19 protein-coding genes and 1 pseudogene are annotated in these 23,570 nt (G+C 41.5%); 2 read left to right on the top strand and 18 right to left on the bottom strand.

What is annotated here, in order from left to right; translation table 11 throughout:
• Positions 1 to 69 precede the first annotated feature (69 nt).
• Positions 70 to 1,527: a PstS family phosphate ABC transporter substrate-binding protein gene (locus A6749_RS16100; RefSeq protein WP_066391588.1), complete on the bottom strand. Its 1,458-nt coding sequence runs from the start codon at positions 1,525 to 1,527 to the stop codon at positions 70 to 72.
• A gap of 231 nt (positions 1,528 to 1,758) precedes the next feature.
• On the opposite strand from A6749_RS16100, the gene A6749_RS16095 reads away from it, so the two are divergent.
• Positions 1,759 to 2,490: a hypothetical protein gene (locus A6749_RS16095; protein ID WP_236719679.1), complete on the top strand. Its 732-nt coding sequence runs from the start codon at positions 1,759 to 1,761 to the stop codon at positions 2,488 to 2,490.
• 74 nt (positions 2,491 to 2,564) lie between these two features.
• On the opposite strand, the gene A6749_RS16090 is transcribed toward A6749_RS16095, so the two are convergent.
• The 7 genes from A6749_RS16090 to A6749_RS16060 all read right to left on the bottom strand — a co-directional run bounded on the left by A6749_RS16090 (position 2,565) and on the right by A6749_RS16060 (position 13,015).
• Positions 2,565 to 4,208, bottom strand: coding sequence for a thiamine pyrophosphate-binding protein (locus A6749_RS16090; protein ID WP_066391581.1), 1,644 nt, complete (start codon positions 4,206 to 4,208; stop codon positions 2,565 to 2,567).
• A 20-nt stretch (positions 4,209 to 4,228) separates the two neighbouring features.
• Positions 4,229 to 6,973 (bottom strand): bifunctional diguanylate cyclase/phosphodiesterase, encoded by a 2,745-nt coding sequence (locus tag A6749_RS16085; protein WP_066391579.1) that lies wholly within the window; start codon positions 6,971 to 6,973, stop codon positions 4,229 to 4,231.
• Positions 6,974 to 7,322: 349 nt separating this feature from the next.
• On the bottom strand, positions 7,323 to 8,498 hold the full coding sequence (locus A6749_RS16080; RefSeq protein WP_066391577.1) for an amidohydrolase: 1,176 nt from the start codon (positions 8,496 to 8,498) through the stop codon (positions 7,323 to 7,325).
• Between the two features lie 2 nt (positions 8,499 to 8,500).
• A complete protein-coding gene (locus A6749_RS16075) occupies positions 8,501 to 9,730 on the bottom strand; it encodes a Zn-dependent hydrolase (RefSeq protein WP_066391574.1) in 1,230 nt (409 codons plus the stop codon).
• 15 nt (positions 9,731 to 9,745) lie between these two features.
• Positions 9,746 to 10,954, bottom strand: a complete 1,209-nt coding sequence (locus tag A6749_RS16070; RefSeq protein WP_066391557.1) for a hypothetical protein — start codon at positions 10,952 to 10,954, stop codon at positions 9,746 to 9,748.
• Between the two features lie 233 nt (positions 10,955 to 11,187).
• Entirely contained in the window at positions 11,188 to 11,892 is a 705-nt protein-coding gene (locus A6749_RS16065) for a benzoate transporter (protein ID WP_066391552.1), read from the bottom strand.
• Positions 11,893 to 11,905: 13 nt separating this feature from the next.
• Positions 11,906 to 13,015 (bottom strand): mandelate racemase/muconate lactonizing enzyme family protein, encoded by a 1,110-nt coding sequence (locus tag A6749_RS16060; protein WP_066391549.1) that lies wholly within the window; start codon positions 13,013 to 13,015, stop codon positions 11,906 to 11,908.
• 89 nt (positions 13,016 to 13,104) lie between these two features.
• Between A6749_RS16060 and A6749_RS16055 the strand changes: the two genes are divergently transcribed.
• Complete coding sequence (locus A6749_RS16055) at positions 13,105 to 14,361, top strand: helix-turn-helix domain-containing protein (RefSeq protein ID WP_066391546.1); 1,257 nt, start codon at positions 13,105 to 13,107, stop codon at positions 14,359 to 14,361.
• 262 nt (positions 14,362 to 14,623) lie between these two features.
• On the opposite strand, the gene nhaC is transcribed toward A6749_RS16055, so the two are convergent.
• The 10 genes and pseudogenes from nhaC to A6749_RS16010 all read right to left on the bottom strand — a co-directional run bounded on the left by nhaC (position 14,624) and on the right by A6749_RS16010 (position 23,409).
• Complete coding sequence (gene nhaC / locus A6749_RS16050; RefSeq protein WP_066391543.1) at positions 14,624 to 16,045, bottom strand: Na+/H+ antiporter NhaC; 1,422 nt, start codon at positions 16,043 to 16,045, stop codon at positions 14,624 to 14,626.
• Positions 16,046 to 16,225: 180 nt separating this feature from the next.
• Entirely contained in the window at positions 16,226 to 17,323 is a 1,098-nt protein-coding gene (locus A6749_RS16045) for an amidohydrolase (protein WP_066391537.1), read from the bottom strand.
• 92 nt (positions 17,324 to 17,415) lie between these two features.
• A complete protein-coding gene (locus A6749_RS16040; protein WP_066391524.1) occupies positions 17,416 to 18,231 on the bottom strand; it encodes a VOC family protein in 816 nt (271 codons plus the stop codon).
• 114 nt (positions 18,232 to 18,345) lie between these two features.
• The gene (locus A6749_RS16035; protein ID WP_084797870.1) at positions 18,346 to 18,696 is read right to left on the bottom strand and encodes a hypothetical protein; all 351 of its coding nucleotides are present in this window, start codon (positions 18,694 to 18,696) and stop codon (positions 18,346 to 18,348) included.
• A gap of 62 nt (positions 18,697 to 18,758) precedes the next feature.
• Positions 18,759 to 19,031 (bottom strand): PepSY domain-containing protein, encoded by a 273-nt coding sequence (locus tag A6749_RS29410; RefSeq protein ID WP_066391513.1) that lies wholly within the window; start codon positions 19,029 to 19,031, stop codon positions 18,759 to 18,761.
• 94 nt (positions 19,032 to 19,125) lie between these two features.
• Positions 19,126 to 20,379: a sensor histidine kinase gene (locus tag A6749_RS16025; protein ID WP_066391509.1), complete on the bottom strand. Its 1,254-nt coding sequence runs from the start codon at positions 20,377 to 20,379 to the stop codon at positions 19,126 to 19,128.
• A gap of 8 nt (positions 20,380 to 20,387) precedes the next feature.
• Positions 20,388 to 20,615, bottom strand: a pseudogene (locus A6749_RS27730) (winged helix-turn-helix domain-containing protein); the annotation flags it as partial.
• Between the two features lie 106 nt (positions 20,616 to 20,721).
• The gene (locus A6749_RS16020; protein WP_066391507.1) at positions 20,722 to 20,988 is read right to left on the bottom strand and encodes an efflux RND transporter periplasmic adaptor subunit; all 267 of its coding nucleotides are present in this window, start codon (positions 20,986 to 20,988) and stop codon (positions 20,722 to 20,724) included.
• Between the two features lie 137 nt (positions 20,989 to 21,125).
• Positions 21,126 to 22,382 (bottom strand): GTPase HflX, encoded by a 1,257-nt coding sequence (gene hflX / locus A6749_RS16015; protein ID WP_066391506.1) that lies wholly within the window; start codon positions 22,380 to 22,382, stop codon positions 21,126 to 21,128.
• Between the two features lie 493 nt (positions 22,383 to 22,875).
• Positions 22,876 to 23,409 (bottom strand): DinB family protein, encoded by a 534-nt coding sequence (locus A6749_RS16010; protein WP_066391501.1) that lies wholly within the window; start codon positions 23,407 to 23,409, stop codon positions 22,876 to 22,878.
• Positions 23,410 to 23,570 lie beyond the last annotated feature (161 nt).

The raw sequence follows: 23,570 nt of genomic DNA, 5'->3' as shown, positions 1-23,570 counted from the left end.
AATTATTGTAATTGGGTGTCAGGCACCATGTGAAAATTTCACATGGTGCCTGACACCCATACCCAAATCTTATTTGTCTATACGAATATAACCCACCTTCTCCACGATTTCCTGACCTTGTGGTCCTTGCATCCAATGGAGAAATGGCTGAATGGCCGGCTTATGGTTGTCTTTGAGTGTGATAGCGTAGAGTGTTGCGGTAAATGGGTATTTGCTGCTTGAGATGTTTTCCGGGCTTGGTTCGATGCCATTAATGGCGAGCAATTTGATGTCCGGATTCGGATTCATTCCGGTGGCAAAAAAACGGAATGAAAATCCAATCGAATTATCATAATTTCGATAATCGGCCACCTGTTCAATAATACCGCCCATCCCTTCAGGAACATCTTCCTTTAATGGCTCCATAATCTTTGTATCACCCATTATTTTCTCTAGAAGCGTTTGACTGCCAGAACTTTTTGGCCTTTGGAAGGCAATAATTCTATCATTTTTTCCGCCAAGCTTGGACCATTCTTTAATTTTTCCCGAGTAAATCCCTTTAATTTCGGAAACCTGTAGGTCATTCACCGGATTTTTCGGATTCACGAAAAACACAAATGCTTCTTTTCCAATCGGGGTCATAACCAGTTCTTTCCCTTGCAGTTTAGCCATTTCTTGTTGTTCCTTTGACGGCACTGCACCAAAGTAAATATCTATTTCTCCAGATAAAAGCCTTTCGTAAGCATATATCGTATTGGTAAAAGCAACAACTTCCCTGCTTTCCATTACCTGTGTGATATTTTCAAAGGCCGCGTTGGCAAAAGCTGAATAAACCGGATAGGCAGCCTCCGCACCATCCAACACTGGCATATCGGCTGGTTTAGCGATCGTGAATGTCGACTGTTCCTTAAGCTTTGGCAGCTTATTATCAGGGTTGGTCACTTCATATGGCGTTAAGTCCGTGGATGAATACCCCCCGCCATATTTAAACCCATAAGATGGCAGAACAGTTTTACTGCGATGCCATTGAACAGCCGCCCCTGTTCCGATTGCTAGGACAAACACGGTTAAAATGGAGACTACCTGTTTCATTTTTAAAGCGGGACGAGCCTTCTTTATAAGAATAGCCAGAAACATTCCCATAACAAAGAAGAGCTCATAAGCTAACGGTGCCCAGAGGAAAAGCCTTCCTTCTCCCATAAACATGGCGAAGAAGTACAACGGACCCATGGCAATATGAAAAATACTATAATACAGCCAGGCATTTGCGCCATAAAAGCCGCCGCTTATCAGCATAAATACCGCCCATAATAGTGCCGTGTAAGCTAATGGAAAAAGAAAAACAGCTAAATGGGTCCCTGAATTATTACGGTCCACTGGTTTCCTGTTGGCAAGAAATCCTGCCAGCAAACCGCCCGCTGCCAGTGGTAAAAGAGCAGCAATTAAAGAATAATCAGTATCGAAGTTCATGGTGAAGACGGATGCGATTGAAAGTATGAACGGAACAACTCCGAACCACAAGACCAACAAACTCAACTTTTTCGACATGTACAGCACTCTCCCCCAATTAATATGTATAATTTTCCATCAACCATTTTAGTGTAATTTTACACTATTGATTAAATTGTTACAACAATAATTTCCTGAAATTTTCTTTTTTAAATGCACTGTCCACCCCAGAAGTACAAATGTCCACAAGTGGTGCCTGACACCAATTTCCTTTAAAATACAAATATACGGTTAAGGCCGTTCTATTTTTAGTGATGGGAGATTTATGTTATGGCGAGGGCTAGTTTGGATTTATTGACTGCTGAGATTGTTGCTCGGGTTAGGGGGGTTTTGGAGCGTAATAGTGAATTAGCGGGGACCTCTAGGGCAGAGCTGGATGCTCAAATGAAAGCGATGCGTAAAGCACAATTGATGGATCTTTTTATTGATTCTTTTGAAGGAAACGTAAGCAGAAGCGAGATTTGCGATTTCGTAAAAGCTATATTTGATTTTGACCTAGATGTAATGCCTATTCTTTCTAAAGAGTTGGTGGAACAAACCCTAGCTCCAGAATCAAACGAACCATTAATTAGACAAATCATTGATACATACCTTAATCGGCGGGACCAACGGCCAGACGGACCAGGAATCCGCCAAATGATTAACCAAGTGCTGGGAATCAACTTAGACGCGATTTCCTCTTTAGAAGGCGCAAGAATTTCTTTATTTTCAAAAGGACAATGGGTCGTTTACCACGACAATGATTTATTCATCGTTGACACCGGAGCTGGAGATATAGATGTGAGCGTCTATCCAACAAAATATTTTACAGAACAAACGGGATTAGAAGAGCTTCCATCAGACTTACAGCAGGCATTATCGAAAATTGGCTACAGACGCGGAGGAAAACCTGGAAGTTACTATTTCATAACCCCAACCGGGGAGCCAGTCCCTGATTCCTTTAAAGGCCAAACGATGGGAGCCATCCTTAAGGTTATTCATGATTCATATCGGCAATTATAAATAAAGACATTCGGCTACCAATCTGATTGGTTTACTCCTTCTAAAAAAAAGCAGGATAAGGGTTCTCCCCTATCCTACTTCCCAAATGAAGATAAAAACTTCACCCTGTCGCCCATTGGCGGTACATTATTATCAACTAACTCCACTTCAAGAACAGCCGGCCCTTTTACATTCATTAAGTTATGGATCATCTCTTGATTGATATCCTCCAGCTCCGTTACCCTAAAGCTTGGTATGTTCATCGCAGCAGCCATTGCGCTAATATTGATTCCCTCTTGTTCAAACGAAGGATGTGTCCGATTAAACTGCAAAGCATGTCCATGATATACCATTCCCAAGCGGGCATTGTTCATCACAATAAACAGGATTGGCAAATTATATTCCTTAGCTGTTAAAATCTCCATCCCATGCATGAAAAAGCAGCCGTCACCTGTTATACAAACCACCGGACGTTCGGGTTCAGCCAATTTCGAGCCAATGGCAGAGCCAATTCCGCTTCCCATGGCCCCGAAATGGACATTGATATTATAAGAATCCGCATCTAAAACCTTCATATATTGAATTACGTAGGACATAAATTCACCAATATCAATGGTATATCTTGTAGAAGCGGGCAAGTACTTTTGAATATTAGAAAGTACATTTTTCGTATTATATTCCTGTGAATCTCCCGCTGTATCACGATTCACTTCATAAACCGGCATCACCGTATTTCTATTTAGACCAAGTGCTCTTAACTCTTCAATCAAAAAGAGTAAACTTAAATTGATATCACCAAGAATCGGAATGTCCACTTGGTACTTACGGTTAAACACCGTTTGGTCAAAATCCATTTGTACCGTAAATCGATCCTTCGCAAGGTTTACATTATAATTATTTGTGGCCGTTTCCCCTAAGCTTGAACCTACGACCAATAATACTTTTCCATCGCCTTCATTGATTAATTGAGAAGCAGATTCGTGCCCGGCAAATCCGAACACACCGGCAAATAGAGGATAATCCTCGGGAATATATCCCTTTGCCTGAGGGGTGGTAATAATTGGCCAATTCAGCATTTCCGCCAGCTCTTGTAATTGCTCCACAGAACCCCTGATTCCCTGGCCTGCAAAAATATACCCATATTCTCTTTTTACAAGTTCCTTTGCTGTCTCTTTAATGACATTCAGGTCTGGAATTATCGGAATTCTTTTAGCAGCTGCTGGGATAACCGCAGCCTCAACTTGTTCATGCTGTACATCAATAGGAAAAGCAATGTGAACAGGACCCGGTACCCCGGAAACAGCTATTTCTAAAGCTTTTACAACTTCCTCAAGGACATTCTTGGACTCCATCACAGTAACGCTATATTTAGTAACCGGCTGAAAAATAGGCTGAGCATCTAATTCCTGCGATGCATTTAGTCCTATTGTTGAAACAGGAACAGCACCCGTAATAAATAAAATGGGTAAATGCTCGCGCATCGCATTGGCTGCCCCCGTCACAAGGTTCGTTCCGCCAGGGCCGCTTGAGCCGATACAAACACTTAGGTTATTGGTGTATTTGGCATATGCAGCAGCCATATAAGTAGCGGCTCCTTCATGCTTCGTGACAATCGGAGTAATTTCCGGCATCTCATTCATTTCATCAAAAAAGGCGTTAACAGAACCGGCTGGAATCCCAAATATATGATTTACTCCATTCCCTTTTAAGTACTCTAAAACAATTCTTGCTGCCTTCATGACAATCCCTCACTTTAATGTTAATTAAAATATTTATTTACAATTTCATCCGCTGTTATTGGGCGGCTGAAATAATAACCTTGCATCAAATAACATTGTCGGGCTGCTAAAAATTCTGCTTGTTCCATTGTTTCTACACCTTCTGCAATCACATTCAAGTTAAGGTTTTGTGCAAGTGTAATAATCGTATTAGTGATTGCAGCATCATTCTTCGACATATGCCGAATAAAGGACTTATCAATTTTCAATGTCGATATTGGCATATTCTTCAAATAACCCAATGAAGAATATCCTGTCCCGAAATCATCAATCGCGATATTGATTCCTAAACCTTTAAGTTTTCTCATCGTTTTTAGGACCAATGGTGTATTTTTGACAATTAAATTTTCAGTGAGTTCTAGATGTAAAAATTCAGGTGATAGTTCTGTTTCCTTTAAAATTCTTTTTACCATCGAAAATAAATTATTTTGTTCAAATTGGCGGGCAGATAAATTTACAGACATGCTGATTAGCGGATATCCTTGGTCATGCCATTGCTTTAACTGTCTGCAAGCCTCTCTTAGGACCCATTCGCCGATCGGAACAATTAACCCTGTCTCTTCAGCAAGCGGGATAAATTTATCTGGAAATATGAGACCTTCCTCGGGATGATTCCATCTCAGCAACGCTTCAACTCTCTCAATCTCGCCTGTTTTATAGTTAATGAGAGGCTGATAGTAGATCACGAGCTCTTCCCGTTCCAGCGCTTTATATAAGGCATTTTCAAGCTTGATTGTTTCAAAGGTTCTTGTATCCATTCCTTCGCTGAAGAAATGATAGCTATTCCCCGATATTTCCTTTGACTTGTACATGGCTGTATCGGCATTTTTTATTAAAATCTCTCCGCTATCACCGTTATCAGGAAATAGACTTATTCCGATACTTGTTTTTATATACATTTCCTGATCACTTAAGTGAAACGGTTTTGAAAAAGAACCTATAACACGATTCACAACTTTCAAAACTTCATTTTCATTTTTAACATTCGGTAAATAAATGGTAAATTCATCTCCGCCTTGACGTGATACGGTTGCACTTTCCGGAACACACGCGCTTAACCGCTTAGCAACCTGTGTCAACAGCAAATCACCATAACTATGCCCCAATGTATCATTGACAAACTTAAACCGATCCAAATCCAAGTATAGAACCGCCAATTGTTCACCATTTATTTTCGCTTGTGTCAACCCTTGGTTTAACCGATCTTTTAACAGAACCCTGTTCGGTAAATCTGTCAAACTATCAAAATAGGCATGATACCTAATTTCTTCTTCCATTTGTTTTCTTTCGGTAATATCTTTGAAGGTCACAACTTCCCCGACAATCTGCTGTCCTTCCTTTATGGAAGAAATAACATATTCAACCGGAAAGCTGGAACCGTTCTTTCTGAAAAACTCCGGATCCTTGCAATTGCTGCTGTTTGTTTCGTTTCCTCTAAAAATCAAACAGGATGGCTTTCCAATTAACTCAGCTTTTGTTTCATAGCCCAGCATCGCAGCACCTGCCGGATTACAAAAAGTAATATTCTTATTAAGATCTAATCCAAATATTCCTTCCCCTGCAGAATTAAGAATTAATTCCTTCTCTCGGCTTAAACTTTGTAATTCGGCTACAACTCTTTCAAGTTCCTTATTTTTCACCTTTATTTCTGAAGTTCTTTCCTCGATGATCAGTTCTTGTTTTTCCATAAACAATAGGTTTGATAGGGTGGAAGCCGTAGCGTCCACAATCGATTGTGCCAGTTGTATTTGGGCCTCCGAATAAAAGAACTCTGTGTCATCAAGGTTTACGACAGATATTTGCCCTAAAGCCTCTCCCATGGAAATTAACGGGAGCATGAACAGCCCGGTAATTCCAAAATTCCGGCAAACATCGTGATTAGGTCTGTCATCTGCAAAAACATCTTGAATAAGAATCGGTTTTTTAGTTTCTATAACCTCTTGCATAACAGCATCATTGCTTTGGTCTATGGCTATTTTTTGATGTGTGTTCATCCACTCTTCTTCGGTCCAGTCGCTATCCTTACTTAACTTAGCCGGTTTAATTCTTCTTTCCGCTAATGGATCCAGCAAGTGAACTCCAGTATTATAATTATCTAGAACCTTCCCAAGGTAGGAAAAACAAGTATCCAGACTTTCCTGCATGGTAGAACACATGGATAAATCGCGGGTTACATCCAGCAGCAGCTGTTTTTCTGCAATCAGATTTTCTTTATACGTTAAATTTCTTGAATTCTGTATCGCAACAGCGGCCATATTAACATAAGCCTCAACGGTTTGTATTTCATCCTCTGTTAGGTTCATCGGAATACCATAATCGAATAAAAAGACAAGTCCAAACAGCTCTTCTTCAAATGAAATAGGCAGTACGAGTAATGATTTAATTTGAAATCCTTCAACGGCACGAGGATCAGGCCTGCTATCCTTTGAGGTGTCTGGAATATAAATGGTTCTCTTGGTTTCAATTACTTCTTTTGCCAAAAGGTCTATTTCTGTATCAATCACATGCATGTCCAGCGTCCAGCCATTGATGACCTCTGGTTTTCCGACATATCCTCTAAATGTCCCATTCTCCTGAGGCAAATAAATCCCTACAGAATCACATCGGACAATCTCTTCTGATATTGCAATGGTTACTTGTTCTAATACTTCACGTAAATCCCGCTTTGTATTGATTATTTTCGTTATGTTGGCAAGTCGAGAGTACCTCGTTTGTTCCTTAAACATTTAGATAAACTCCATTCCTTGGCAGACTTAATTTTCAACGAATGTCGAACAATCGCCATGTTCATCAGATGATTTTCGACTTTTTTCTACATTTTTCTACTATTAGTTTACAATACTATTAGTACCATGGATAGATAGATATACAAAAATTAGTACTTTAGATAGATATAAATACTCATCAATAATGGAAAATACTGAGATTGCAGCAAGAAAATGATTTTCAAAGACAAATAAATAGATATATAGACCTGTGATTAAAGAGCTATAAATGAGGGTTGAATAAAAAAGGTACGAAACCATGTTAGATTTCGTACCTTTTTAAAAACAAAATATTGAAAACTAGAATTTACTATTCATTCAAGTACGCCCAAGCATATTGTGCGTATAGTTCGGCGCCGACTGCCAGGGCATCTTCGTCGATGTTGAATTTGCCATGGTGATGGGCCCATTCGGTGTCTTTGTCGGGGTTACCGCTGCCGACGAGGGCGAAGCTGCCTGGTGCATGGTCTAAATAGAAGCTGAAGTCCTCTCCGCCCATGGTTGGTTTTTCGACATACAACACATCATCTTCGAAGGCTGCAGCAGCTGTCGTTTGGACAAGCTTTGCGCTGTATTCATCATTGATCACCGCCTGAGTACCGCGGATGTAATCCACCTCCGCCGCTGCCCCATAAATCGCTGCCACTTGGTCGGCATAATGCTTAAGCAGTTCTTCAATATGATCCCTTGTTTTTGTATCGAAACAACGGATGGTACCTTCAATCACCGCATTTTCCGCAATAACGTTGAAACGTGTACCAACAACCATTTTACCAATGGTGAGAACAGCCGGCTGCTGCGGGTCAATCGTTCTGGAGACGACCGACTGTACATTCACTACGAAAGATGAGGCAACAATTGCCGTGTCAATACAATCATGCGGCATCGCGCCGTGGCCGCCTCTTCCCGTAAATTTAACAGTAAAAAGATCCGCTGAAGCAAATGAAGGCCCTGGCGAGCAGGAAACTTTGCCAGTCGGCATTTGCGACCAAATGTGGATGCCGAAAACATTATCGACACCTTCCATTGCGCCTTGCTTTACCATTTCATTTGCCCCTGCTGCCACTTCTTCAGCAGGCTGGAACACTAAACGAACATTTCCTGGCAGCTCATCTTTTATTTCACTTAACGCTTTAGCTGCAATCAAAAGCATTGCCGTATGAGCATCGTGGCCGCAGGCATGCATTTTCCCTTCCACTTGTGATGTATATGGCAGGTCTCTGTTCAATTCTTCCACTGTTAATGCATCCATGTCGGCCCTTAAGGCAACTGTTTTTCCTGGCTTTCCGCCTTCAATTGTCGCAATCACACCGGTTGGTTCAGTTTTTCGAAAGGATATTCCTAGGCTTTCAAGATACTCGCAGACAAACGCGGTGGTCTTAAATTCCTCCCACGATAATTCCGGCTCGCGATGAAACCTTCGACGCAGCTCCGTTAATTCATCACTATATTTTTGAATCGCTGCTTTTATTTTTTCATTGATCATTTCTATTCCGCCTCCGTTAATGTCTTCGCGGCTTCATATAAAATATGGACGGCATTTGCGATATCCTGCGAATCGGACCATTCTTCCGGACAATGGCTCAGACCGGCTTTACTTGGAATAAACAGCATCGCCACTTCCGTTACATCTGAAAACACCATTGCATCATGGCCTGCGCCGCTATTGATTGAACAATATGGAATATCTAATTCCCCGCATTTTTCTTTTAAAAGAGAAATAATCTCTGGGTTCATTGCTTTGGGCGCCATATATAATTGCTGCTGGACAGAAGTTTTGATTCCAAACGCATTATACGAATCTACTAATTGCTGCACTTGGGATATCATGTTCAAAATGTGTTCTTCTTTTCCGGAACGAATATCTACGGTAAAGACGGTTTTACTTGGAATAACATTCGCCCCGTTTGGAAAAACATGAAGACGCCCGGTTGTCACCACGGAGCCCTCGCCTTCACTCAAAGCAATCTCTGGCAGCTGGGCAATCATCTTAGCGGCAGCCACTAACGCGTCGGCGCGGCGGTCCATTGGGGTGGTACCGGCATGCCCTGCCTTACCTTCCACGGTTATCTCCAATTGAGTGAGCCCTACAATTGCTTCTACCATACCAATCGGGATTCCCTTTTCCTCGAGGATAGGTCCCTGTTCAATGTGCAGCTCTAAATAGGCTTTCATCGTTTTTGGGTCTCTTTTTTTCGGAAGCGACGAATCCAGCCCAATTCCGGCCATGGCTTCTACTGTTGAAACGCCGTCTTGGTCGGTTAAGTTTTGAAAATCTTCCTCGCTTAATACACCGACAATCCCTCTAGATCCCATTAAACCGCCGCCAAATCGCGACCCTTCTTCTTCGATTAACGCAATCACTTCCAGCGGATACTTCGGTTTTATGTTATTTTTTGCAAACAGTGCAGCCACTTCCAATCCTGCCACCACACCAGCAGGACCATCATAGGAACCGCCGTTTGGCACGGAGTCGAAGTGGGAACCGATTAACACGCTTGGGGCATCCTCTAATGTCCCTTCAAGCCTGCCAAAAATATTGCCAAGACCATCTTCCCGAACCTGAAGGCCGTATTCTTTCATTTTTTCCTTTATATACTGCCGCGCCTGTAAATCTTCCTTGCTGTAAGTCAGCCTTGTTGTGCCCTGACCCGGTGTTGCTGTAAATTGGCTTAACGCCTCAATATGCTCTTCGATACGTTTCTGCGAATCGTTCAAAGTTTCCCCCTCCTATTATTTCAAGAATCCAACAAAGATGCCTGCTAAGATAACTGATACAATCGTAACCGTTACGAATCCGCCCACAAGCATTGGCGGCAGCATGCGGCTTAACAGTACCTCTCTTTCCTTTTCATCATCCGTTAATGATTTTACGACTTCATTAGTAATAATATAATCAGCTGGAAATCCGTAAAGTGCCGTTAATGAAACAGCAAATGCCATCTCTTTGCTCACTTTTAAAACCTTACCGGCAATAAATGAGAAGATATACATCCCGATTACCCCTAACACAATGGTGCCAATCAGCGGGTAAATGATTTGCAGCATCATTCCAGGTGTCGCCTGCTTTAATCCATCAAAGATAAACAGCATTAATGCCAGTAGAGCGAACCCGAAACCATTTGCTTTTTGTAAAACTTGTTTTTCCAGGAATCCGATGCTTGATGCTATTACTCCGAACAATAAGCAGAGAACAAACGGACTGATGGAAACGTAAGGTGCTGCTAGGGTTGAAACTAAGTAAGCAAGATAGGCTGTCACTGCTAATCTTAAAAATTTAAAGAAATCAGTGTTATATTTTTCCGGCAGGTTTTTAAACAGCTTTAGCTCCATTTTTCCAGAAACTGAAGCCGCTGCAGTTTCCGATGCAGCGATTTCCTGCTCTGTGATTTCAAGCTTCCCGCTGCGGTATTGTGTAAGAAGTCTTTTCCCCTCTTTCTTTAATACGATAGATGTAAGAGGATATCCTGCAAACCCCTGCATAACGTAGATGACAATGGCAAATACGGATAGCGAGATTAGACCGGCTTCTTTTGCTCCTTCCGACATAATCAAGGCAGAGACTACGCCTCCTACTAATGGCGGGATGGCAACAACTACTGTCTTAAAGCCGAACATCAAGCTTCCAACTGTTAATAGCATGATAATAATTCCCAAAATCCCAGACAAGGCAATGACAATTGTTTTCCACTGGTTTTTCAATTCCTTTAATGATAACAACGTACCCATATTAGTAATTAACAGGTACATCATCATCGTAGCCACAACTGGCGGAACACCTGCGACCGAAACGATATCTTTCGGAAAAAAGGTCCAATAGCCGACCAAGAATAAAACGGCACATACAAAAATGGACGGGACCCACGCTTTTGTACGAACAGCGACAATGTCGCCGATGAATAAAATAGATACTAGAATGACTAATGCCAGCATTTGTGACATATGATTCACTTCGCTTTCTTGTGATGTATTTTCATTATTTGAATTTTATAATATTAGAATAATAATATAATTATACTTTTCAGTCAATTTTTATTATTTTAATTTTTCTTGCAACCGTTTTCAATGCGCATTTTCACTCATGTTGGTAGTTTATGTTATTCAAAACCTTCACAAAAATTTTTGGTAGAATAATAAAAGATGCCTGACACCAAAAAATGAGTGTCAGGCACCTTTCATTTGCAGTACTCCACAACAATGGAGTCATCGTTTTGGCGGAGCATTTGGATTCCGCGCCAGCCTTCGTTAAGTTTTTCCTGCTGAGCGGCAATATCGCCCATGTCGATAAGAATGGATTCCTTCCAAACTTGGCGCTTTGCTTCTTGTCGCTCTTTGACAAAGGTATAGCGCAATTGCCCGCCGTATTTTTCCTTCAATGCCGCAATCCGCATTCCTTGGGCAAATTTATCTTTTAAGCTAGGAATATTAAACGGAGCAACGGTAGTACATACATAGCGGAACTCGTGCCTTTCTTTCCCGAATTCCTCCATAATCAGCTGCGCCAGCTTTTTTTGCAACCCATTTCCGCGATATTTTGGCAGTACATTGGAAATCTCCTGATAAATCACCGACGGAAGCTCTGCCCTGGTTAACCCGATATCAAACCCTAAATGTTCCGGGTCATCAAGCTTCGGAATGAGCAAGGCCCGGAAAGCGATCAATTCTTCTTCGACAAACGCTCCAATCATCATGCCGTTTCCTTGGAGAATATACTGATACTCCTGTTCCGAAAGCGGCTGGAGGACTCCTTGTTTTTCCATGCTTGCCACTACCCGCTTTTGGATACTTAATATCTCCGGCAAATCCAATATTGATAATTTCTGTACTGTATACGGCACATCCCCGCTGTTTGCAAGTGTGCCTTTATAAATTGCACTCACTATCTTTCCCCCTCTACCTAACAACGTCCTGAAATACAGTTAACTCTTTAAGAATTTCCTCATTAACTTCAACACCCAGACCCGGCGTCTCCGAAAGTCGGATAAATGGCACATCGTATGCCAGGTTGCCGATATCCTTTGAAAACTTCAACGGACCCGTTAATTCAACGCTTGTAATCACTTTTTTAGAAAAAGCAACATGGAAGCCAGCTGCCGATCCGATTGATGATTCAACCATTGAACCAACCTGACATTCCATTGCCGCAAGCTCCGCCTGATGGGCTAATTTCACCGCTGGGTAAATGCCGCCGCATTTCATCAATTTAATATTTACTTTATCAGCTGCACGTTTTTGGATGATTTCCCTCATTTCCCGCGTTCCTTTTAAGCCTTCGTCAATCATCAGCGGAATCGTAGTTTTCGATTTTACTTCCACCATTGCATCAATATCATCGCCAGTAACCGGCTGTTCGATCCAATCAATTTGATAGTCTTCCAATTGTTTCACCGCGGTTAATGTCGCTGCACTCGTTTTCCAGCCTTGATTAACGTCGACACGGATGGCAATATCAGGTCCAACTTGGGCGCGTACGGCTTTAATACATTCGATATCAACCTTGACGTTTGTCCCGACCTTCATTTTAAAAGAACGATATCCTTTCTCCACCATCTGCGCAGCTTCTGCCGCCATTTTTTCTGGTGGTGCAATGCTTAATACATGAGTAATCGGGAATTCATCATGATAGCGACCGCCAATCAACTGGTAGACAGGCTGCTGCAGTTTTTTTCCAATGATGTCAAAGCAGGCAATATCAATCGCTGCCTTTGCGGCAGGAGCAGAATAAATCGTCTTGTCCATTAGTTCATGAATTTTTTCAATCTCCATTGGGTTTTTCCCTATTAAAACTGGGCCAATTGAATTTTTCAGAATATGGAATACCCCTTCCCACGTCTCGCCTGTTATATGTTCATCCGGTACCGCTTCACCGTAGCCGACGATACCTTCATCGGTCACCATTTTGACAATCACCGACGGCATATCAGGATACGTATGGTAGCTAATGACAAATGGCTCAAAGAGTGGCAAGCGGATGGCATAAATTTTAATTTCGGTAATTTTCATTATGATCTTCCTTTCAAAATTTACAAGTTTTCCTATATTTGATATAGTTGTCGTTAAATAGACGTTAAATTAAACATGGAGGCTCTGAAATGAGTACTAAGATTGCTTTCATCGGTTCAGGCGAGTCGCTCACAAGGATTCAACCTGTCGCAGCCAACTTGCTTGATATCGAAATCGATCCATATATTTACCAAGAACCGCAGGAAGCCGCGGATTTAGTTACACAAATAAAACCATGCGACGTCGTTTTGTTCGCCGGTGCCTTGGCATACTATTTTTCTAAAAAACAACTTGAAAGTTTGCCAATCCCTTGTATATATCTGGCAACAGATGAAATGGCCGTCGCATCCTCATTTCTTTCTATATTATACACGAAACACATTACACTAGAACGAATTTCTATCGATATGATTGACTCATCGGTGGTTTATAATGTATTAACCGAATTCGAATCAGATGTCTCTAAAATGCATGTACTAGACTATCAAAACATGCTGGAAAGCCATTTTGATTTAGGAAAAATTGTAACCTTTCACAAAAAACTATGGGACCAAGGAAAAATTGATTTGGCCTTAACCAGCGTACACGCGGTTTATCATCGCTTAGAATCACTTGGAATTCCCGCCATGAGACTGACTGATCCAAAATTTTCACTGCGGCGCTGCCTTGAAATAGCCAGGGCGGAAGCGGAATTGTTTAAGCGAAAATCCGCTCAAGTAGCGGTCGGTTATATTAATGCCGCTGTTTTAGACGAACAGCCAAACGCTCTCATTCATGAGCTTCCAGCCCCTATTCAACGGCTGGAGGATGGATTATTTGTTTTCTATAGTACAAGGGGCGAAATTGAGGCCTTAATCGGCCAAAATCAATTCTATGACTTTATGAACAATTGGGATGAACCCATTAAAATGGGCATCGGTTATGGTGCAACCTTTATCGACGCTGAACAAAATGCTAAAGCCGCATTAAAGTTTTCCGAAAAAGATGCTGATAGTAAATGTTGGTACATCCTTACTGAGGAAAAGCAATTGCTCGGGCCTTTCCCTCATGAAAATAGGCAGCATCAATTGAAAAATGATCATCCCGAAATTGTTCAGATTGCGAAACAAACAAGATTAAGCCCTGGCAATCTTTCTAAGATGATTGAGTTCAGCAAATCTCGTAAGGACGTCCATTTTACCGCCGCAGACCTTGCTGACTATTTAAAGGTTACAAGGCGATCTACCGAGCGGATCTTGAAAAAATTAGCCGACCACAGCTATGTTAAAGTTGTCGGTGAAGAAATGACTTACCAACAAGGCCGTCCGAGGGCGATTTATGAATTAAATATGCCGGTATATCGTTAAGCATGCCGCGTGTACTTGTGGATAGGTGCTCATTTCTTGCAGATGAGCACTTATTACTTGTGGATAAGGCTATTTTACTTGCTTTTCAGCCGGTTACTTGCGGATAACCCCCATTTATTTGTGGATAACGCACCGTTTCTTGCGGATAACCCACTTTTACTTGCGTTTCAACCAATTACTTGCGTATAACTCCCCCTTTCTTGTGGATAATGAGTCATTTCTTGCAGATAACTCACTTTTACTTGCGTTAAGCACTTTCGCACTACACTGCTGCCGTTTCCTCTTCTTCTTTTCCAGCCTGAAGCATTTCCGCATCCGAGAGTTTCGTAATCGTGATTCCTGTCATGGCGTAAAAAATTGAAATAATCGGTACGACAAAATTCAAAATAGCATATGGAGCGTATTCGAATGCATGAACGCCAAGTGTGCCTAAAATAAACACGCCGCACGTATTCCACGGAACAAATACAGACGTCAACGTTCCCCCATCCTCAAGCGCCCGGGATAAATTTTTCGAATGAAGTCCTTTTTCCCGATAAGCCTTAGCGTACATGCGAGATGGAATAACGATAGAAATGTACTGCTCCGAACAAGTGGCGTTGGTCGCAAAGCAAGAAACAACTGTTGAAGCGACAACCCCTTTTGCCGTCTTTGCTAATTTTAAAATTTGTTTCACAATCGCATCCAGCATTCCGGTATTTTCAAGAATCCCTCCAAACGTCATCGCTACGATGGTCATCGAAACCGTGTACATCATCGAATCCAAACCGCCGCCGGTAAACAGATTGTCCACCATTTTGTTCCCCGTATCAATCACATAACCGCTTTGTAGAGCAGATAGTGCGGATGAAACCGAACCGCCTTGTACAAATATTTGCGAAATAAAACCTAAGATAATGCCGATGATTAAGGCAGGAATGGCCGGTACCTTTTTCGCTACTAAAACAATAACCAGCACCGGAACAATTAATAGAAATGGCGAAATGACAAAGTTTTTCTGTAGAATCTCCATTGTTTGGTTAATACTTGCCGCATCCATGCCGGAAGCTCCATACTTGAGTCCCATAATGCCGTAGGCCACAAACGCAATGATCAATCCTGGGATTGTGGTGTACAGCATGTGGCGGATATGGACAAATAAATCGGTGCCTGTTAAACCAGAGGCAAGGTTGGTTGTATCAGAAAGCGGTGACATTTTATCACCGAAATATGAACCGGAAATAATCGCGCCAGCAATCATTGGTGCCGGAATCCCCATGCTAAGTCCAATCCCCATGCCAGCAACACCGATAGTTCCCATTGTTGACCAGGAGCTGCCAATTGCTAACGAAACAACGGCGCAAATTGCGCAGATAGAAACGAGAAAAAGTGAGGGGGTAATGATTTTTAAACCGTAAAAAATCATCGTTGCCACAATACCGCCGCCAAGCCACGCGCCGATCGTTAAGCCAACGAGCATGATGATGACAACTGCAGGAAGGGCGAGTCGAATCCCCTTATACATCATTTTTTCAATTTCATCCCATTGGAATCCAACGCGCCAAGCCACAATGGCTGCAACGGTCGTTCCAAAAATAAGCGGCATATGCGGTCCTTGTTCCAGGTAAACAACTGCAATCGCCATGACTACAATCATCGCAGCAAGCGGAATGGTCGCCAGCCCAAAAGGTATTTCCTTCTTCATAAAGTTTCCCCCACATTCTCATATATTTTATTAAAACCTGACTGTCCTGCCTGCATTCCGTTGTCGTTAAATAGACGTTAATACAATAGTAAAACAACCCTTAATATTCCGTCAATTTGTTTTTGGATTTTTCCGAAAAATAAATAGAAAACGATGCAGCTGCTGCTGCATCGTTTTCTATTATGCTCTTTGTAATGTTTCCGCTAGAATACGTGCTCCGAGGTCGAGTGCGGAACGGTCAAACGTCATTTTCGGATGATGCAGCCCTGGCTTAAGGTCCGCACCAACACCAACCATCGTAGCTTTCAGTTCTGGTTTTCTAATTGTATAGAAGTGGAAATCATCGGCACCGGAGGTAATAACCGGCGGAGCCAGGACTTCATCACCCGCTACTGATCGGATGGCTTCTCTTGCAATTGCCTCAGCATCAGTTGAAACCTCTGCCCCTGGTACAAAATCATACCAATTCCATTGAATTTCGATGCCATAAAGTGCGCCTATTCCGCCAAGTCCTTCATCTATTTTGGACTGCAGCTGATTTAAGACATCATTTTTCTGCGCTCGAACATCAATGGCAAACTCTGCCGTCCCCGGAATAATGTTTACACTCCCACCGCCAGCGACAATTTTTGTCAATTTTGCAGAATAGGATTCAAATGGTGAAAAATAAATCGATTTTATAAACTGGTGGATTGCTGCCACAACGTCTATGGCGTTTTTCCCTTGATGAGGTCTTGCGCCATGGGCGTCTGTACCGATAATTTTTCCTTCCAGGAAGACCCCGGCTCCGTGATGAATGGAAGGTGTCACTTTTCCTAACGGCAGTTCCTCTGCCGGGCGCAGGTGAACACCAAACAGATGTGAAACGTTATCAAGGGCGCCTCGCTCAATCATGGCAATGGAGCCATTCCCCTTTTCTTCGGCCGGTTGGAAAATAAAGCGGATTTTTTTGTGAAGCGGTTTATCCTTGAGATACATAAGCGCCCCAAGGACCATGGAAATATTAGCATCGTGGCCGCAGGAGTGATTTCCTTGCCAGACACCGTCCACCTCCTGCCATAATGCATCGATATCGGCCCGAACAGCAATCACTTCTTCTCCCTCACCAATTTCCGCAAACAGCCCGGTAACATCATCAAATCTTCTATATGTAACGCCAAGCTCATCCAAAATACCGGCAATCGTCTCCGTCGTCTTAAACTCTTTCCAGCTCACCTCAGGATTAGCATGAAAATGATCAAACCAATCCAAAATCTGACCTTCAAAATTCTCTTTCACTGAATAACATTCCTTTCTTTGATGTTTCGTTGTTTGGGTGTCAGGCACCATGTGAATTTTTCACATGGTGCCTGACACCTACCAATTTATCTTTAGTCTTCGAATCTCCAGTAGGCGTCCTGCATCTCATACATCTGCTCTTGCTTCGTTCCGTTTAACGTGACCATGAATGGGGTTTCTCCTTTTTCTTGTAACACTTTTTGGGCAATGCCTTCGCCAATTGGTGTACAGAATAAGAGCTCTGTTCCAGCTAGTTTTAGAGTTTTGCACAGTGCATTTAAAGCTAAATCGGTAAACTCCACTGACACCGGCAGATCCACTAGTCTCCCCCACTCTTGGAGGGTCTTCTCTAGATCTCGTACCACGAAGGCTGCATTTGTGAATGTTGGATTACCCGCTGTATGCGTCCCAACTAAACCTTGTTCCTCAAACTCTGCCAATCTTTCTTCATCCGATTTTTCCCACTGGATAAAGAACGGCAATGATAGTTCGCTGGTTTTACTTTCTGGGAACAGTAGCGACCATCTAATGACTTGTCCATCAGCTCGGACCCTTTCGCCCGGCAGCGGACCGTAAACTGTAAAGCCCGCCTCTTTGAACTTTGCGGCAAGCTCCTCCAAATTGTTTGTCCGAATCGCAATTTTAGCTGGACCTTCCTGTTTTTTGCCGACCAACTTCTCTACGATTTCCGCAACCAGCCTGTTATCATCCTGCTGCTCGGCAATGCCCAGGACTTCTACGCCAAGAAATTCAATATAACTTAAGCCAAAGTATGCAAGGGAGTTATACGTCCCCCAATTTTCATGACGCCCGCCGTTCACAGCATGAATTCCTTTATTTTTTAACGGAAGAAGGGCGTCCTCCGGCTTATTTGAAAAAAAGACGAGGTGATCAAAGGCGAATTTCAAAATTATATACTCCTCCTATCAAAAGCCTCTGTTGTCACAGGGACAGATTCTTTCCCTTGATTGTACACTTTTTTGAAATTTCAAACCAAAAAAACGATCTCCACAAAAAGTTTATCACCGAACCGTTGATATCATCAGTTCCGCTTTATGCTGATCTTCCTTTTTTACATAGAAATCGTAAATGACAGGGGCTCTATCGTTGCTTACACTGAAGTTCTGAGGTGAAGGGGAATTATCGCGTGATTTCATTTTTACTTTGTAATATAAACCCTCTTTTTGAAATGCATAGGCTACTTTAAAATAATCATCATTATTTAAGGCTGTATAGACCAACACTTTATTAAATGGGAAATTAAAAAGCGACAACAGCTTCACTTCCTTTATCTGCAATTTTTCGTTCCTATAATAAAGATATTCTTTCCATACAACCGGGATTCCTTCTTTTGGAATTACCCATCCAACCAAATACAAAAAGAGCCCAAATTACGATTCTGGGGCTCTCGGAAAACTTATTTTAATGGGTGTGCCTATTCCAAATTTGTTTGCTGTGATTGCCCTTTACCCGAAGATTGTCCTTCTGCTTGCCCATTGCTTTGACTAAAATCCCCATTTCCCTGCTGACCTTGAAAGAATTGCCCTTGAGAAAATTGGCCCCGCTGAAAATACCCTTGACCAAATTGAGGACTTGATTGGCCGATTAACCACGGCTCATTTAAAATTAAACCGCTAAGTGCCTCAATAAAAATGAAGACCGAAGCAATTAAGCCTATCCATAAATGTACTCGTCTCATTTTTTTCATCACATTTATCTCCCTTCAAATCTCCTGATACAAATTGATACACCTATTATGAAGGACGAACCTTAAGATTTTCTTAATAAAAAAAGCCCAAGCTTTAACTTTTTTGGGCCTTTGGAAAAGCTATTTCAATTGTAGTCCCCACTCCTAGGGTACTTTGGACTTTCGTTTTACCAAAATGCTTATCAATAATCCATTTAGCAATGGACAAACCAAGTCCCGTCCCTTCAGCAGCAGTCCGTGCCTTATCACTTTGATAAAAGCGGTCAAAGATTTTTGGAATATCCTTTTCCGGAATACCAATCCCATTATCCTTCACCACAAGGAAAATCGAGGAATGACTTTGATTACACGAAACGAGGATTTCACCGCCTTCTTTTGTATACTTCATTGCGTTATCCAATAAAATAACGATCAGCTGGTGAATTCTCTCTTTATCCGCAAAAAAAGTAACTGGTTCTGCTTCAAGCTGTAGCAGCTTTTCTTGATAAATCGCAATTTCTTCATATTGCAGTAGAATTTCTTTTAAAAGCTCATCAAGTTGAAATTCTGACTTTTTCATTTCAATTTGATTAGAGTCAGACCTAGCAAGCGTTAGTAAATTTATCACCAGCTTTGACAAACGTCTCGATTCATTGGAGATCGTCGAAACATCGAGGATTCTTTCTTGTATCGTCGCTGATGGCGCTCGAAATAGTAAATCTGTTTTTGCTTGAATAACGGCTAATGGTGTTCTTAACTCGTGTGAGGCATCGGAAACAAATTCCTGTTGCTTCTGCCAAGCTTTTGTAATCGGTACCAAAGCTCTCCCGGCTAAGAAGTAACCGGAGACAACAGCACAAATCACTCCAACACCACAACCTAATAGAATGATTAGCAAAAGCCTGTCCAAAAGTTCTTTTTCTGAATTAATGTTGCGAATAAATTGGATAGTTATTTCTCCCACTTTGGGAACATCAATTTTAAACGCGATATACCGAAAGGAAAAGTCCCCCACTTTAACATCCTTTAGTGTGTTCAGACTCTTAGGTTGAATGAGTTTTTCATGGTCCTTAAATAATTCAAAATCACGGTTCTGTTCTACTAAAAGCTGCTGGTCTTCATTCCAGAATAATGTCATAATTCTCGGATCTCTCCGGATCTGCCTTGGCCCCTGGTCATCGCCAATAGTCCCATCTTTTGGCTGCCATTTATTTTGGAAAGATTCAACTGATTCAAGCAGTGAGTGGTCAACATCCTGATAGAGCTGACCTTTTGTATAAAAGTAAATAATGCTTCCAAGAATGCTGATTAGAACAATAAAAACCAAGGAGTTTAATAAGGTCAGTCTTATATGTGTCTGGCGAAACATATTAGCTCCTATTCTTCGTTTAGCATATAACCAACGCCACGAATCGTAATAATATCAGTATGATAACCAAATGGTTCTAATTTTTTTCGGAGATGGTGCATAAACACTTCAACTATCGCAATGGTCGTATCAGAATTAAAGCCCCAAACACGATCATAAATTTGCTCTTTAGTTAAAATTGCTCCTTTATTTTGAATTAGATATTCCAGCAGTTCATATTGTTTCGAAGTTAATTCGTATCACTGACGGAACTCATTGTATTCATTAAATCCTGCTGGTTCGTTGCACTATATGAATCACTTTTGTTTGGAAATAATGAAGCCATTTTCATTTCTACTTCATTCATAACAAAATCCTTTTGACCTTCTCACCTGTTTCAACTAACACTTCATCAATTTCATTGGTATCTATTGTCGACTTAATATCCTCACTCGTCACAGGCTGTACCGTTCCAGACCCGCTAATCTTGACATCCAATTTTCCTTGTTGAACAACAGCTGTCCTCACTTGAGCTGCTACGGGCTGAGCGCTCTTTTTTGATGAATACCACTGAAAGCCCACAAACCCAACAACCAACACACTTATTGTAATTAAAATCCATTTTTTCATCAGTCCTACTCCTTTTCATCTACATTTCTTTGGAATAAGACTATTATTATAGTTGTTCCTTAACTTTTCCTTAAAAGAACAAAAAACTGGTGTCAGGCACCATGTGAAAAATTCACATGGTGCCTGACACCGCTTTCTTAAATGATGTATTGCTGATATTTTTCATAGTCGTTTGCACTGCATTCGATTGTTAGTTTGGTGCCGTTGTTTTCGTAACTGGCCGAGAGTACGTTAGCATTATCGTTAAGATAAGAGACCAAGCTGCCATGATTGAATGGGATGAGCATTTCGCATCGGATTTGATTATGAATAATACGCCGGCTAATTTGCTCGATTAACTCATAAAGCCCTGTTCCTTGCTTAGCGGAAAGGTATACACCTTCATTACCAATCGCGGGAAACTCAAAATTCGTCAAATCTGCTTTATTAAATGCATAGATGACAGGTATATGGTCAATTCCAATCTCCTTTAATGTTTGCTTAGTCACTTTAATCTGCTTCTCGTAATGCGGACTCGCCACATCGACCACATGAATAAGTAAATCCGCTGCAGCAGCCTCCTCTAATGTCGAACGAAACGCCTTCACTAGGTGGTGAGGCAGCTTATCCACGAACCCTACCGTATCTGACAGTAAAAATGGCTGGTGTCCTGGCAGTTTTATTTTCCGAACAGCAGTATCCAGGGTAGCAAATAACATATCTTTTTCAAAAACCTGTTTGTTCATCGATTGATGAGCCCGGGACAGCAAACTGTTCATAATCGTTGATTTTCCGGCATTGGTGTATCCAACCAAGGATACAAGCGGCAAACCGCTTTTCCGTCGCTGTCTACGCTGGATATCCCGTTGTCCAACAAGTGCTTCTAACTCCTTATTCAAAGCGGTAATCTTCTCCTCAATCTTTCGTCGATCTAGTTCTAATTTAGTTTCACCGGCCCCTCTATTCTTGAGCCCAACTCCACCGCCTTGGCGTCCTAAAGATTCCCGCTGACCAATGATTCGCGGCAGCATGTACTTCAAGTGCGCCACTTCAACTTGAAGCTGTGCCTCTCTTGTTTTTGCCCTGGAAGCAAAAATATCTAGAATCAGCTGTGTCCGGTCCATAACGCGGTGTGCAAATATCTCCTCCAGATTCCGGATTTGCGGTGCCGATAATTCATCATTAAAAATAATGACATCTACATTCATTTCCTTAAGAAGCAGGTTTATTTCTTCGATTTTCCCCGTGCCGAAATAATAGGCTTTATTAATCCTGCTCAAATTTTGAGTTACTTCACCAACCACTTCAATATCACAGGCAGCAGCGAGATTTGCCAATTCCCTCATGGCCTCTTGGAAATCCGCTTGATTAATAAGATTAACACCGACGGTAAGTGCTTTTAGTTTTTCTCTCATGGTTTATTCCTCCATTTTTTTAATATAAAAAACACAGACAATCCGCCTGTGCAAAAATAAATGGATAGTAATACCACAAAAATACCCCATTAAAGGACCTACGTCCCTGGTGCTAAAAATTAGGATAAAAACAGCCTTCACCTTTGCGATTTGCCAAAAGATGAAATGCCAATTTTCTATACATCATTTATTTTTTTAGACAGCAAAAAAGAGGGCAGCTGAAGAGGAGCAGGTAAGTTTCGGTATCTAACAAAAACAAACCCGCTTCTTAAAGTGAGAAGCCCCCGTTTTTCACATTCCGTAAAATAAAGGTTTCCTTAAAAGGGCAGACCAATCCCATTTACTCTGCACAGCCGGCAGAATCTTGAACGTTATTTAATTAACGGTTCAAATAATGGAATCGTAGCCGCACTCGGAAAACCTCCATTTCCTTGTAATTATTTCCATTATATCATTGGATAGTTTGGTAATCAATGGAATATTTTAAATATGTTTATCGTTTCCGCATCATTTTTTTAATAATCCGGATTTGCCCTCTGTGATTTAGCTCATCCTCAAAGACATGAAACCACTTAAAGAAATTGTTGGCCGGACGGTTCCACCAAAATGGAGATTGTTCGTATAGCCATTCATCAGGAAGCGTTTTAAATTTTTCAATCGTTTGTATCCTGACTTCAGCGAGATTCTTCAAATAAAAATCAAGATCCTTGCCTCTAAACTGTTCCCGCCCTAATTGACCTAATTCCAATCCCGGTCTTAAACGGTCTAATTCCTCATTGGTAAAATCCCGGCTTTCGAAGGATTCAATTTGGTACGCTGTTTCGACAGCTGCATAATGAGCAAGCAGCATACCAATAGAATTAGCCTCCTCATCAAAAAGAAAATCCAGTTCCTCCACATTCAAACCCTTTACTTCTTCTAACGTCGTATAGCGCGCATAATTCATCATCGAAACTAACTTACTAAATTCTGGGCCTAAGCCCTCCTTCTGATCAATCACATACAATGATTGCAGATCAAACTCCATCCCTAACTCCCCCTATCCTACAGTAAATTTCATACTTTATTTTATTCTTCACATCTTACCTATTTCCTTTAAAATTGGCGAATCACCACCACAAAGTACTTGACCATTTACATGATTTTTTGATTTTTGTGTATCCTAATCTGGACGGTTTTTACAGTTTA

Origin of the sequence: Neobacillus mesonae (genome assembly GCF_001636315.1) — a bacterium.
GTDB lineage: Bacteria > Bacillota > Bacilli > Bacillales > Cytobacillaceae > Neobacillus > Neobacillus mesonae.
The sequence above is the reverse complement of the archived record's forward strand: the minus strand, read 5'-3'. Positions and strand labels throughout refer to the sequence as shown.